Below are 12437 nucleotides of genomic sequence, written 5' to 3' on the forward strand. Positions count from 1 at the left end.
ACATAGCAAAGCACGTATTTCTCGCGATGAATATGACGTGTCAGCACCTCTGCCCGATTTGGCCCTGACAATGATCCTCAGCGACGAGGGTCTACGGAGGGCATGATGCCTGTCTCGGGGCGCCGCTGCCCGGCCAGCGGGCCGCGTCCGTGCACCCCCTGCCGCACGCGGTACCGGCCGTGCACCAGCCAGTAGAGCACCAGGTTCAGCGCAATGACCGCAGCGCAGGCCGCGTACATGAACTGATACCCCATGGCCTCCACGACAGGCCCCAGCATGAGCGGGGCAAAGCCGAATCCCACATCCATGCATATGAAGAATGTGGAGACACCAATACTGATTCGGTGGGTCGGCAGGGCATTTGCAATGACCGCCTGGAGCGCCGGCAGCATCGTGCCGAAGCCGCCGCCGGCCAGCACTCCTCCCACGTAGAGCGCCCAAGAACCGGGTGCCCAGGCGGTCAGGGCCATAGAAGCAACAAAAAGGCACAGGGCTGGGTAGATCACCGAATTGTCGCCGTACCGGTCCTGGATGCGTCCGGTGAACAGCCGCGTGATCAGCATGCCGCCCGAGTAGAGCAGAAAGTAGACCGAGGCGGCATCGAGCATGCCGAGCTCTCGAGCGTACCCGTTGAGGAACGTCATCACGGAGGCGAATGTCAGACCCAGCAGCATGGCCACCAGGGCCACGGGGAAGATGCGCGGTTCGATGATGTCCGAGGGGCGTAGCGACAGTGCGGCCCACCAGCCGGTGCCTGGTCGTCTGATCTCCGGAATGCGCATGACGACGGCCAGCGCGAACGCCAGGGCGGAGAGTGCGCTGACCACCCAGAACATCGCGTCGAACCCGTACCGCTCGGAGAGCTGCAGGGACAGCAGGGGGCCCAGCGCAGGTGGGAGCGCATTGGCCAGGAGGTAGTAGCCCGAGCCCTCGCCCCGACGAGATTTGGGAATGATGTCGAAAACCGACGCCGTGAGAGCCGTCTGCGCGAATCCCAGAGCGATGCCGTGAACGATGCGCACGGTGATCAGAAGCTCGTAGGAGTCCACGCCGAGGTAGGCGACAGTGGCGAGGGTGAACACGGCCAGACAGGTGATCATCACTCGCTTGCGGCCCAGCGTGTTCACATACTTGCCGGCGAAGACCCGGGCCCCCAGGGCGCCCACCACGAACGCGCTCGCTGCGAAGCCTGCTGCGGTCTCCCCTGCGGAGAACTCTGCTGCCGCGTAGACGGCCATGCCCGTCACCAGGGTGAAGAAGGTGGTGGTGATCAGCAGGTTGATCAGGGTGGCGAAGAGGAAGTCCCGCGTGAAGAGCCGAGGCTTCGGTTCGGGGTCCTTCGGCTGTGGAGCACCTTGACCCTTCGACGTATCATCAACCACGTCTTTGATTGTGCCACGAGGAGCCCAGCCCCATGCCTGATGCCGTTCTGCCTGCAGGTCAGCGGGCGCTGATCGCAGAGTTCGGCACACTCTCCGAGGTCCTGGCCTTCCACGATCAGGTGAAGGCTTCGCCGCTGCCCGGCCAGACCGAGACGGTGGCGGCCGCGCGGACCGTGCTGCTGGCGTTCCGCTCCCACAGGGAGGCTGTGGCAGGTGCCAAGCAGGTCCGGCGCATGAAGCTGCGCACACCGCGCCACGACCATGCGCCGCAGATCGACGTGCGCGTGCACTACGACGGTGAGGACCTCGAACCGCTCGCCCAGCACCTGGGGACCTCGCCTGAGGCACTCATCAGCTGGCACACCAGCACCGTGTGGGTGGCCGCGTTCGGCGGGGCCGCACCCGGCTTCGCCTACTGCGTCCCCGAGGAGCTGGCGCGTCGCAGGCGCCCCCGCAAGTCTGAGCTGCTGGCCGGCGGAGAGCCGATCCCCAAGCGCTCCTCGCCCCGTTCGGCGATTCCGGCCGGAGGCGTGGTGCTGGCCGACGAGTTCTCCGCAGTGTGCCCGCGCAGGACGCCGGGGGACTGGCAGCTGATCGGCACCAGCGACGCCGATCTGTGGAACCTGGAGCGGGGCGGGCCCGGAGGCCCCGCGCTCATCCGGCCCGGTGACCGGGTGCGGTACGTTCGAGCCGCTGAGCGGATTGAAGTGGCCGAGCGCGCACCGTCGCCGCCGACGACGCGCAGCCCGATGCTCGAGGTGATCGAGCCGGGTGCGCAGACCCTGATCCAGGATGTGGGCCGCAAGGGCTGCGCCGGCCTGGGGGCTGCCCGCTCCGGTGCCGCCGATGTGGCTGCGCTGCGGCAGGCGAATCAGCTGGTCGGCAATGATGACGGCGCCGCGGCGTTCGAGGTGCTGTGGGGAGGCTTCGCTCTCGAGGTGCATCAGACCTGCGTCTTGGCGGTCACGGGCGCTGAGGCGGAGCTGGAGATCAGCTCGCCGGTGCCGCAGGACAGGTCGAACATGGCAGTGGCGGGCACAGGGGCTGCCCCGCTTGAGGAGCAGAGGCAATGTCGTGAGGCCGCCCAGCGAGCGCCCTTCTGGATGCATGCGGGGGAGCGGCTTACCATTGCGCAGCCGTCCGCGGGGCTGCGCAGCTACGTGGCCGTCTCCGGAGGGCTGGAGGCGGCGCCGACGCTCGGGAGCAGATCGACGGATACGCTCTCGGGGCTGGGCCCGCCGCCGGTGAGAGCCGGGGAGACCTTCGGCCTGGAGGGCGTGACATCACGGTTCGTGGGCATCGCAGATGTGGCGCGCACGCCGCTGCCCAGCGACGAGACGGTGGTGCTGCGCTTCGCCGTGGGGCCGCGTGAGGCCTGCTTCGCGGACCAGGAGCGCCCCCGGCGGCGCAACCCCGGCCTGGAGACGCTGCAGCAGCAGCGGTGGACCGTCAGCAAAGATGCGGATCGCGTCGGCATGCGGCTGCTTCCGGAGGAGGGGGAGAGGCTGGAGGTGACCGCCGGTGGGCAGCTGCCCAGCGAACCTGTGGTCCGTGGCGCGGTGCAGGTGCCCCCCGACGGCCACCCGGTCCTGCTTCTGGTCGATCACCCGGTCGCGGGCGCATACCCGGTCATCGGGGTGGTCGTGCGGGAGGACCTGGGGCTCGCTGCCCAGCTCCCGCCGGGGGCCTCGGTGAGCTTCCAGGCAGTGGACCCGGAGACCCTCCAGCCCCTCTGATCGACCGGCGGACTGTCACACACCACGCGTTCTGCGCCCAGCGAGTACTCTTCATCAGCATGCGGACTCTCAGACCCTGGCTCTACGCCGGGATCGCGGTGACGGTGCTTGCCATGGTGCTGCTGCCGTACACCCTGCTCACCGGCGTCAATGCGTGGTATGGCAGCTTCCTGCTTTGGACCGTCGGTGCGGCGGCCGTGCTGGTCGCCAGCGCCCTGCTGAGCTTCGGCTGGGAGGACTGACATGGACCCCATCTGGATCTGGACTGCAGTGGCCGCCTACGTGCTGGTCGCGCTCATCGCCGCCGTGGTGTCTCGGGCCGGCAGGTCCTCCAGCATGTCCGACTATTTCCTCGGCGGGCGCCGCATGGGCGGGTTCGTCTCCGCCATGAGCTACTCCGCCACCACCTACAGCGCGTTCATGATGATCGGGCTGGCGGGACTGACCTACGCCGGCGGCGTCGGCGCCCTCGGCTTCGAGCTGCTCTACCTGTGCGGAGTCGTTCTCATCGTCATCTTCGGACCCCGGTTCTGGCGGGTGGGGAACAGGTACGGGTTCGTCACGCCCACCGAGATGCTCGCCCATCGATACTCGAGCCGTACGGTGGGCGCCGTCACGGCTCTTGCCAGCTGCGTGTTCCTCATCCCCTACGCCGCGGTGCAGCTGGCCGGCGTGGGGTACCTGCTCTCCGGGCTCTCGGGCGGGGCGGTGAGCTTCACGGCCGGGACGGTGCTGGCCACAGCGCTGGCGATCCTCTTCGCCATGGTGGCGGGGCTGCGCTCGGTGGCCTGGACCGACGCCCTTCAGTCCATCGTGATGGTCGTAGGCGCCAGCCTGGTGGTCGTCTTCGTCGTCGCCCACTTCGGCGGGGTGGGCAGCTTCTTCGGCGCGCTCTCAGCGGAGCCGGGAGGGGTCCTCACCGTCCCCGGGCCGGGCTTCTTCACGGTCAGCACCTTCATCGGCCTGACGCTGCCGTGGGTGTTCTTCATGATCTCGAACCCTCAGGTCAGTCAGCGCCTCTACACGCCGGGCTCCATTCGCGAGCTGCGACGGATGATGATCGGCTTCATGGCCTTCGGGCTCGTCTACACGCTGATCTCGGTGGTGTGGGGGCTCAGCGCAGTCCTCGAGTTCGACGAGTTGGAGTCCGCCGACCAGGCCACTCCTGCCCTGCTGGCCTCGGGGGTGGTGCCCGCGCCGCTGGCGCTGATCGTGATGGTCGGGATCATGGCAGCGGCCGTCTCCACCATCGACTCGATCATGCTGACTCTGTCCTCCATGGTGAGCCGCGACGTCTACCGCGCCGCCCGTCCGGGTGCGGGTGAGCGGGGACAGCTGCTGGTGGGCAAGCTGACGCTGCCGGTGATCGCGGGCTTGGCCTTCTGGTTCGCCCAGCTGCAGCTTGACCTCATCGCAGTGCTGTCGGTCTCCGCCTCAGCCGGTCTGCTGGTCATGGTGCCGCCTATCGTCGGCGCCTTCTTCTGGAAGAGGGGCACGGCCCCTGCCGTGATCATCTCCGTCATCGCAGCAGGGACTCTGGTGCTGGTGCTGGAGTACACGCAGACCGCTCTCCTCGGTCAGGGAAGCGGAGTGTGGGGCCTCACCGCCGCCGTGGTGCTCTACGTCGGGATCAGCCTGCTCACCCGCGCGCCAAGGGCCCGAGCAGAGGAGTTCATCGCCTGCTCGAACTCGTCGACGCGCAGCGGTGACAGAGCCGAAACATCGCTGACCTAGAGTGCCGCCATGCTCGATCGCCTGCACGAATACGTCCGCTGCTTCGCAGACCCGCAGCGATGGGCCATTGCGTCGGTGGTGTCCGTCACAGGTTCCTCGCCGGTGCCGGTCGGTACGTCCATGGCCGTCTCGGATGACCTGGAGATCATCGGCGCCCTCTCCGCAGGCTGCGCTGAGACGGCAGCGGCCCTCTCGGCGCAGCAGGCCATCGAGCGTGACGAAGCCGTTGTGGAGGTCTTCAGCCGCGACGGTGAGCGAGCCGGCTCGGTCAATCTGACCTGCGGAGGAGCCATGGAGGTGCTCATCCTGCCGCTCAGCAGAATGCAGGACCTCGAACGGGCCCGGCAGCTCACCCACCAGGACCGGCGGCACCGGGCGAGCCTCAGCATCGACGTTGCCGAGCTGGCAGCCACAGTGCGCTTCGCACGGAGCGCCGCGCCCACGCTGATCCTGACGGGCGTTCACGATTTCTCGCAGCAGCTGGCCGAAGCGGCCGTGCGCGCCGGCTGGTGGACCCACGTTGTGGACATCCGGCGCGAATTCGCCATCCCCGAACGGTGCCCGCACGGCGCACAGCTGCACGTGGGGCACCCTCCCTTCGTCGTCAGAGACCTCATCTCAGCGGCCGACTCCCCATTCACCGCCGTGTGCGTCATGACCCACCACCCGGACCTTGACGTGCCGGTGCTCAGCGAGGCACTCCGCTCGCCGGGCGTCAGCTTCGTCGGCGCCATGGGGTCTCGCTTCGCGGCTGCCCGGCGGGACATGGAGCTGGCGGAGCTGGGACACCCGGCAGCATCAAGGGGCCGGGTCCGCTCACCGCTGGGCCTCGACATCGGGTCCCAGTCGCCCGCCGAAAGCGCCATTTCGATGTTCGCTGAGATCCTCGGGGCCAAGAACGACGCCTCCGATCACCTGGGGGAGGCCCTGTCGGCCGGCTCGGGGCCTGTCGACCGCCGCAGACCGCGGCACCGCAGCATCCTGCAGCCGATGGCTGCGCACTAGGGCCTGACTGTGGCTCGGACTGTCGCCGTCATACTCGCCGCAGGGGCAGGGCGGCGGCTCGGCGGGCTGTCGAAGCCCCTGCTGCGCTGGAACGGACGCACCCTCTCGGGCCTGGCGATGCAGGCCGCCCATGATGCAGGAACAGAGCCCCTCCTTGTTCTCGGGCACCGATCCGATGAGGTGCTGGGCACCCTCCGAGCGGAGGAGGCTGACCTGCTCAGCGGCACGAGCGTGGTGCACCTGCAGCAAAGCTGCGCGATGGCCGATTCGCTGCAGGCGGGCGTTCATCGGGCAGCTGAGGGCGCGGCGGACCACGTGCTGCTGATGCTGGTGGACCAGCCTTCGATCGGCGCAGCCGCAGCCCGTGCTGTGCTCGCTGCCCATCGCAGGCAGCGCATCACTCGAGGTCGGATCCAGGGTCAGCCCTCGCATCCGGTGCTGCTGGATACGCCCGATGCTCTCAGCGGCGGCGGCGCTCGCCGTCGGCGACGAAGGGGCTCGCCGCTTCCTCCGGCAGCACGAGCATCGGACGACGTGGGTGCCGCTGGACGGCATCGCCGAGGCCTGGGATGTGGACGCGCCCGGTGATCTGAAACGTCTTCGCGGCGGAGCCGCGGGTCGGTGCGCGGCCGAGTAGAGTGGCGGGGCCGCCGGAACGGAACCGCGGCTCTTCGCTCACTCACTTCAGGAGTAATCCCTTGGTGAATGCCTCATGATGGGGGCGCATCACGCCGCCTGCGGCGCCGCCGCAGGTGTCCTCGCCGCCGCGTCCTTCCAGGTGCCGCTCACATGGCTCTCCGGCCATGTGGGGTGGCTGCCGGACACCCTGACGCTCGGGTTCGGGCTCCTCGGCCCCATGTCAGACTTCGAGATTCTCACCTTCATCTTCGTGTGCGCCGGCGCTGCACTCCTGGCCGACGCCGACCACCGCCACGCCACCGTCGCGCATTCGCTGCCGCCGGTGAGCGAAGCTGTCTGCGAGCTGGTGGGGAGGGTGGCCGGCGGGCACCGCAACGGCACCCACTCCGTGGTCGGGGTCATCGCGTTCACCGCTGTCGCGTGGGCCGCGTCGCTGATCGTCGTCGAGACGCCGGCGGGTGCCGTCAACGTGGGAGCGGGGGTGATGACGGTGCTGCTGGCCAGCTTTGCCGCGAAGGTGCTGAAGTTCATGCCGTCCTCAGCAAGCAGAGCGCCATGGGCAGTGGGCGCAGCCGTGGGGGCCCTGGTGGCCTTCGGCCTCGGCGGAGAGATGCTTCTCTTCCCGCTGGCGGTCGCGCTTGGGATGGTGGTTCACATCGTGGGGGACATGCTGACCCCGCAGGGCGTCAACTGGGTGTGGCCGCTGCGCATTCGCCCGCCCCAGTCTCTGCGCCGCATACCCAGCGTGCGGCGGGTCTGGACGCCGGGCGGCCGTCAGGCCCTCCCCGTGCTGGGCAGTGCCGGCTCGTGGCGGGAGTGGGTGGTCTGCGTACCGGTGTCGCTGACAGCCGCTGCGGGGACGGCCCTGGCCCTGAGCGGTGCTCTGGTGGGTGGGGCTTAGAGGGGACAATGCACTTCATGGACGTGATGAGCTTGGGGCTGTCGCCCATGAAGGGAACGCGTCATCTGGCCGTTCCGTCGCTGAGCCTGGATCGGGACGGACCGGTCGGGGATCGTGAGTTCTGCTTGGTCGACCCTGAGCGTCGAGGCGTGATCCGCACGGTGCAGCACCCCGAACTGGTGGGGGCAGACGTGTCGCGGCTCCCGGAGGGACTGCGCGTGCAGGTGCCCGGTCAGTCGGCTCTCACCATGGGTGCGGCAGCGCCCCGTGGGTTCCTGGACGTCGAGTACTGGGGGCGCCGCATCCGGGTGGAGCTGCTGAGCGATGAGCTCAGCGAGCTCTTCTCCGCATTTCTGGGCAGGCCGGTTCTGTTCGCGCGAGCCCAGCGCGGCGACGTGGTCTATGGGGATCACATCACCATCACGGCCTCTGCGTCCCTGGCGGAGCTGGGAAGCGACGCCGACCACCGGCGGTTTCGCTCTGCGGTGCACCTGCGCACCGACGTGCCGTGGGCTGAGGAGGGCTGGTGCGGGCGCACTGCGCAGCTCGGGTCAGCCACAGTCACCCTCGGCGGAGCGGTGCCTCGCTGCGCGGTGATCGACGTCGATCCGCAGACCGGCGAACGGAACGGAGATCTGCTCAGGCGTCTGGCCGGCCGGGGCCTAGCCATGCATACCGGGGAGCCGGTCTTTGGAGCCTATGCGCGGGTGAGGAGAGGCGGAACGGTGCATCTCGGATCACCGTTCCGCCTCCTGTGACTCCGCTCCCTGCAGTCAGCTCAGGGAAGCAGCAGCCGCCTCGAGGGCAGCTCGGCGCTCACGCCGGGCGGCGAGCGCCTCGTCCATGTCCACGGGTTCGAATCGGGTCGCCGTGCCGGGAGCGGCCCGTGCGACCTTGTCCATATCGGCGCTGATGACAGTGGCCACCATCCCGAACCCGCCTCCGGAGACGGCGTCTCGGTGCAGGATGATCGGCTGAGTCCCTCCCGGGATCTGAATGGAGCCCATTGCATAGCCGGCGTCGACGATGTTGGACGGATCGGAGCCTGCGCCGAAGGGCTGTTCCTTCTGCATCCATTCCACACCGGGCCCGTCATAGCGCAGCCCCATCCGGTCGGCCACCGGCGTCAGTGTCCATTCCTCCTCGGTCAGGTTCCTCAGTCCCTGTTCGGTGAGGCTGTGGTCGTAGAGGCCCAGAACGATGCGAACCTGCTGGCTGGTGCTGAAGTTCGGCCGGTGCTCTTCAGCAATGGTGCTGCCCTGCGGGACGGTCTGAGGCGCTCCGATGGGTATGACGTCGCCGGCCTCGAGCTTTCGGCCCTGGAACCCGCCGAGGGTGCCGAGGGCGTAGGTGGAGCGGCTTCCCATCACCACAGGCACATCGACGCCGCCGGAAAAGGCGATGTAGAAGCGTGTGCCGCCCTCAATGATGCCGAAGCTGAGCTCGTCGCCGGCCTCGAGGCGGAGTCTGCTCCACTGCGGCCGGGACTCGCCGTTGATCAGCACCTGCACAGGCGCGCCGGTGACTGCAATCGCTGCCGGCTCTGAGGCGGTCATGGCCGGCCCCATGTAGGTGCACTCCAGGGCCGCCTCGCCTTCGGTGTTGCCGACGAGGGCGTTGGCAAGCTCGTAGGAGTATTGGTCCAGTGCGCCGCCCTGCGGCAGGCCGAGGTGGTAGTAGCCGAAGCGGCCGCGGTCCTGAACGGAGGTGGCCAGGCCGGGCTGGGTGATCTCGATGCTCATGCGAGGGTCTCCAAGAGTCGCTGGTTGTAGCCTTCGGGGTCGGCCTGGGACGCCTCGGCGTCGAACTCGACAGGAAAGGTGCGGTAGGCGAAGGTGCCGGCATCCACCTGCTTCTGCATGGTCCGGTACTCCTCCTCAGTGACCGGCGTGAACTTCACGATGTCACCGGGCCGGAAGTAGATCATGGATTCTCCGAAGTCCTCGCCCCTCTGCTGGGGGTCGTAGATGGGTCCCGCTGCGAGGCCGAACATCTGGTAGCCGCCGGCTCCGGGCACGGAGTATATGACGCTGAAGGCGCCGCCGTGCCCCACGGTCAGCCCGGGGGTGCCGGAGGGCCTCGGGCTGAGGTACTTGGGCACCTCCATCTGCTTCTCCTGGTCGGTGAGCTGGAACATGAACGGCAGCCCGGCCACGAACCCGACCATGGTGACCAGCCAGGGGGAGGAGTGATGGCGGCGGATGAACTCGTGCTTGTCGGTGAGCCCGTTGACCTTGGCCGCGTAGTCGAGGTCGCTCATGGTGGGCTCCTGGTGGTAGCCCTCCCGGTACTTCCAGACGGTCTCGTCGGTGTAGGGGTCCTCATACCAGACGGGGACCTCGACGATGCGGGTCTGGAGCACCACGGATGACGCTGCCTTCGACTGCTCCTCAAGCTTCTGCACCTCAGTTCTGAGGTCTCGAGGGTCCAAGATGTCCGGGTCGACCCGCAGCAGCAGGGAGGCGTTGGCCGGGCAGATTTCGATCAGGCCTGCCAGGTCCATGGACCGCAGACCCTGGGCGATGGTCATAGCCCGAGCGTTGGCAGCCAGGCTCATGGCCGCGTCGATCTCCACGAAGAGGAACTCGTCGCCTCCGAAGGTGTAGCGGGCGTTCTCGGGGATGGTTGGTGCGCTCATGCTTTCTCCAATTCGTTGAGAAGACCGGAGTTCTCGATGAACTTGGTGTGGTGGGCGGCCTCCGATAGGGCCTGATGGGAGGCCAGCAGCCTGTGCATGTCCAGCGTGGTGGTGATGCCGCCGATCTCGGTCTCCTCCAGGGCTTGGGACAGACGCGAGAGTGCCTCGTCACGGTCGGCGCCGGAGACGATCAGCTTGGCCACCATCGAGTCGTAGAAGGGTGCGACCATGTCACCCTCCTCCACGCCGGTGTCCACGCGGATGGTCTCGCCCGCGGGCCACTTCAGGGCGGAGATCTCACCGGGGCTGGGGAAGAAGCCGTTGGAGGGGTCCTCAGCGTTGATGCGCACCTCGAAGGCGTGGCCGGTGAGGGCGACGTCGCTCTGAACCATGCTCAGCGGCTCTCCGGAGGCGATCATCAGCTGCTGGGCGACGATGTCGATGCCGGTGATCTCCTCGGTCACGGGGTGCTCCACTTGGAGGCGCGTGTTCATCTCGATGAACGCCGCCTCCTCACGCTGCGGGTCATAGAGGAACTCAACGGTCCCGGCGCTGGAGTACCCGCACTGCTCAGCCAGTGCCACTGAGGTCTCCGCGATGGTCTGACGGACGTGGTCGGGCAGGTGCGGCGCGGGAGCCTCCTCCAGAACCTTCTGCGAGCGGCGCTGCATGGAGCAGTCACGGTCTCCCAGGTGGACGGCGCGCTCGCCGTCGGCGAGGATCTGCACCTCGACGTGACGAGCCTGCCTGACGAACCTCTCGAGGTAGACGGTGTCGTCGCCGAAGCCCGCACGGGCCTCCGCGCGGGTGACGTCGAGGGCGGAGAGGAAGTCGCCGGCCTCCTCCACCAGTCGGATGCCCCGACCGCCGCCGCCTGCGGACGCTTTGATCATCAGGGGGAATCCGATCTCCTCTGCCCGGGCGAGCGGGTCCGCATCCACGTCCAGGGGACCGTCGGATCCGGCCAGGGTGGGAACCCCCGCCTTGGCCGCCTGAGCGCGCGCGGCGACTTTGTTCCCCATGGTGCGGATGATGCTGGCTGCTGGGCCGACCCAGATCAGCCCGGAGTCGGCAGCAGCCTGAGCGAAGTCGGCGTTCTCAGAGAGGAAGCCGTATCCGGGGTGGATCGCGTCCGCGCCCGTGTCCCGCGCTGCCTTCAGCACGGCGGCCTGGTCGAGGTAGCTCTGCTGGGCGGGAGGCGTACCGATGATGACCACCTCGTCGGCCATGCGGGCGCACAGCGAGTCGGCATCGGCCTCGCTGCAGACCTGCACGGTGGAGATGCCGAGGGTCTTCGCGGAGCGGATGATGCGCACCGCGATCTCCCCGCGATTGGCGATCAGGAGCTTCTTCACAGGCTTTCAGCCCTCGTCGACGGTGACGAGCACTGTGCCGGGAACCACGGTGGCCCCGGATTCGGAGTCCACCGATGCGACCGTTCCCGAGACGTCGGACTTGATCTCGGTGAACTGCTTCATCACCTCCACCAGACCCACTGCCTGTCCTGCCTCGACCGTGTCGCCGGGGCTGACGAAGGGGGGCTTGTCCGGTCCGGGCGTCGTGTAGAAGACGCCGGGGAGGGGGGAGACGATCTCTGCCATGGTGGTTGTGCCTTTCGTAGGTGCTGCTGGGGGTGGGTGGTGCTCGACCGGTCAGCGGGGCTCATCGAGGACGCTGCGCACGGCGGTGGCAACATCAGGGGAGTTGGGCGCGTCTGAGTGGACGCAGATGCTGGAGAATTCGATGGCCACCTCGGTGCCGTCCACCGACAGGATCGGCTGACCCGTGAGGGCCCGGCGCACTCGGTCCTTCACCGCCTCCGGGTCGGCCATCTCTGGCCTGCGCTGGATGATCAGTGTGCCTTCGGCGGAGTAGTTCAGGTCCACATAGAGCTCGGGGATGAACTCGACGCCCTTCTCCGCGCAGACGCTTTGGTGCGCTGTGCCGGCCAGGCCGAAGAATGGGACGCCGTACTGAAGGTTCACATCCGCGACGCTGCGCATCAGCTCTTCGTCTCCGGAGAGCATTCCGTAGAAGGCCCCGTGGGGCTTGATGTGGCTCAGAGCGGCGCCGTGGGCCTGAAGAAAGCCCACCAGGGCTCCTGTCTGGTACCGGACCAGGTCGGCAGCCTCGTCGGGGGTCAGCGCCATGCGGCGTCGCCCGAAGCCGGACAGGTCCGGGAGCCCGGGGTGAGCTCCGATCCGCAGGCCTCGCTCCGCAGCGAGCGCGACGGTATGGGCCACGGTGTGCGGGTCGCCGGCATGGTAGCCGCAGGCCAGGTTGATGGCATCGACGGCGGACATGAGCGCCTCATCGTTGCCGAAGGAGTGCAGGCCCAGGCCTTCGCCCATATCGGAGTTGATGAAAATGTGCTGATCTGCCATGTGCTTGAGTCTATGGCG

General features: G+C 68.0%; 13 protein-coding genes. 7 read left to right on the forward strand and 6 right to left on the reverse strand.

Features of this window, described 5'->3' with window-relative positions; all coding sequences use genetic code 11:
- Nucleotides 1-77 precede the first annotated feature (77 nt).
- Nucleotides 78-1382, reverse strand: coding sequence for an MFS transporter (locus FS388_RS09715; RefSeq protein WP_146341235.1), 1305 nt, complete (start codon nucleotides 1380-1382; stop codon nucleotides 78-80).
- A gap of 32 nt (nucleotides 1383-1414) precedes the next feature.
- Between FS388_RS09715 and FS388_RS09720 the strand changes: the two genes are divergently transcribed.
- The 7 genes from FS388_RS09720 (at nucleotide 1415) to FS388_RS09750 (ending at nucleotide 8155) form a co-directional block, all read left to right on the forward strand.
- Nucleotides 1415-3118 (forward strand): carboxyltransferase domain-containing protein, encoded by a 1704-nt coding sequence (locus FS388_RS09720; RefSeq protein ID WP_146341236.1) that lies wholly within the window; start codon nucleotides 1415-1417, stop codon nucleotides 3116-3118.
- Nucleotides 3119-3177: 59 nt separating this feature from the next.
- Nucleotides 3178-3360: a hypothetical protein gene (locus FS388_RS09725; RefSeq protein ID WP_146341237.1), complete on the forward strand. Its 183-nt coding sequence runs from the start codon at nucleotides 3178-3180 to the stop codon at nucleotides 3358-3360.
- A gap of 1 nt (nucleotide 3361) precedes the next feature.
- Nucleotides 3362-4852 (forward strand): sodium:solute symporter, encoded by a 1491-nt coding sequence (locus tag FS388_RS09730; protein WP_146341238.1) that lies wholly within the window; start codon nucleotides 3362-3364, stop codon nucleotides 4850-4852.
- Nucleotides 4853-4861: 9 nt separating this feature from the next.
- A complete protein-coding gene (locus FS388_RS09735) occupies nucleotides 4862-5857 on the forward strand; it encodes an XdhC family protein (RefSeq protein ID WP_146341239.1) in 996 nt (331 codons plus the stop codon).
- A 9-nt stretch (nucleotides 5858-5866) separates the two neighbouring features.
- Nucleotides 5867-6445 carry an NTP transferase domain-containing protein gene (locus tag FS388_RS09740; RefSeq protein WP_168198678.1) on the forward strand — a complete coding sequence of 193 codons (579 nt, stop codon included), beginning with the start codon at nucleotides 5867-5869 and terminating at the stop codon, nucleotides 6443-6445.
- A 124-nt stretch (nucleotides 6446-6569) separates the two neighbouring features.
- The gene (locus FS388_RS09745) at nucleotides 6570-7397 is read left to right on the forward strand and encodes a metal-dependent hydrolase (protein ID WP_146341241.1); all 828 of its coding nucleotides are present in this window, start codon (nucleotides 6570-6572) and stop codon (nucleotides 7395-7397) included.
- A 17-nt stretch (nucleotides 7398-7414) separates the two neighbouring features.
- Nucleotides 7415-8155, forward strand: a complete 741-nt coding sequence (locus FS388_RS09750; RefSeq protein WP_168198679.1) for an MOSC N-terminal beta barrel domain-containing protein — start codon at nucleotides 7415-7417, stop codon at nucleotides 8153-8155.
- A 15-nt stretch (nucleotides 8156-8170) separates the two neighbouring features.
- On the opposite strand, the gene FS388_RS09755 is transcribed toward FS388_RS09750, so the two are convergent.
- The 5 genes from FS388_RS09755 to pxpA are packed head-to-tail and all read right to left on the reverse strand — an operon-like array spanning nucleotide 8171 to nucleotide 12419.
- Nucleotides 8171-9139 carry a biotin-dependent carboxyltransferase family protein gene (locus FS388_RS09755; RefSeq protein ID WP_146341243.1) on the reverse strand — a complete coding sequence of 323 codons (969 nt, stop codon included), beginning with the start codon at nucleotides 9137-9139 and terminating at the stop codon, nucleotides 8171-8173.
- Nucleotides 9136-10035: an allophanate hydrolase subunit 1 gene (locus FS388_RS09760; protein WP_146341244.1), complete on the reverse strand. Its 900-nt coding sequence runs from the start codon at nucleotides 10033-10035 to the stop codon at nucleotides 9136-9138. Before FS388_RS09760 ends, FS388_RS09755 begins: the two co-directional genes overlap by 4 nt.
- Entirely contained in the window at nucleotides 10032-11390 is a 1359-nt protein-coding gene (locus FS388_RS09765; RefSeq protein WP_146341245.1) for an acetyl/propionyl/methylcrotonyl-CoA carboxylase subunit alpha, read from the reverse strand. Before FS388_RS09765 ends, FS388_RS09760 begins: the two co-directional genes overlap by 4 nt.
- A 6-nt stretch (nucleotides 11391-11396) precedes the next feature.
- The gene (locus FS388_RS09770; RefSeq protein WP_146341246.1) at nucleotides 11397-11636 is read right to left on the reverse strand and encodes an acetyl-CoA carboxylase; all 240 of its coding nucleotides are present in this window, start codon (nucleotides 11634-11636) and stop codon (nucleotides 11397-11399) included.
- A 51-nt stretch (nucleotides 11637-11687) separates the two neighbouring features.
- Nucleotides 11688-12419 carry a 5-oxoprolinase subunit PxpA gene (gene pxpA / locus FS388_RS09775; protein ID WP_146341247.1) on the reverse strand — a complete coding sequence of 244 codons (732 nt, stop codon included), beginning with the start codon at nucleotides 12417-12419 and terminating at the stop codon, nucleotides 11688-11690.
- Nucleotides 12420-12437: the final 18 nt, after the last annotated feature.

Origin of the sequence: Nesterenkonia sp. NBAIMH1 (genome assembly GCF_007922635.1) — a bacterium.
Classification (GTDB): domain Bacteria; phylum Actinomycetota; class Actinomycetes; order Actinomycetales; family Micrococcaceae; genus Nesterenkonia; species Nesterenkonia pannonica.

Excerpts from the sequence above, each read along its gene's own strand:
- FS388_RS09760 (WP_146341244.1), bottom strand. The coding sequence starts at position 10,035 with ATGAGCGCACCAACCATCCCCGAGAACGCCCGCTACACCTTCGGAGGC.
- FS388_RS09730 (WP_146341238.1), top strand. The coding sequence starts at position 3,362 with ATGGACCCCATCTGGATCTGGACTGCAGTGGCCGCCTACGTGCTGGTC.
- FS388_RS09770 (WP_146341246.1), bottom strand. The coding sequence starts at position 11,636 with ATGGCAGAGATCGTCTCCCCCCTCCCCGGCGTCTTCTACACGACGCCC.
- FS388_RS09745 (WP_146341241.1), top strand. The coding sequence starts at position 6,570 with ATGATGGGGGCGCATCACGCCGCCTGCGGCGCCGCCGCAGGTGTCCTC.
- FS388_RS09720 (WP_146341236.1), top strand. The coding sequence starts at position 1,415 with ATGCCTGATGCCGTTCTGCCTGCAGGTCAGCGGGCGCTGATCGCAGAG.
- pxpA (WP_146341247.1), bottom strand. The coding sequence starts at position 12,419 with ATGGCAGATCAGCACATTTTCATCAACTCCGATATGGGCGAAGGCCTG.
- FS388_RS09735 (WP_146341239.1), top strand. The coding sequence starts at position 4,862 with ATGCTCGATCGCCTGCACGAATACGTCCGCTGCTTCGCAGACCCGCAG.
- FS388_RS09755 (WP_146341243.1), bottom strand. The coding sequence starts at position 9,139 with ATGAGCATCGAGATCACCCAGCCCGGCCTGGCCACCTCCGTTCAGGAC.
- FS388_RS09750 (WP_168198679.1), top strand. The coding sequence starts at position 7,415 with ATGGACGTGATGAGCTTGGGGCTGTCGCCCATGAAGGGAACGCGTCAT.
- FS388_RS09725 (WP_146341237.1), top strand. The coding sequence starts at position 3,178 with ATGCGGACTCTCAGACCCTGGCTCTACGCCGGGATCGCGGTGACGGTG.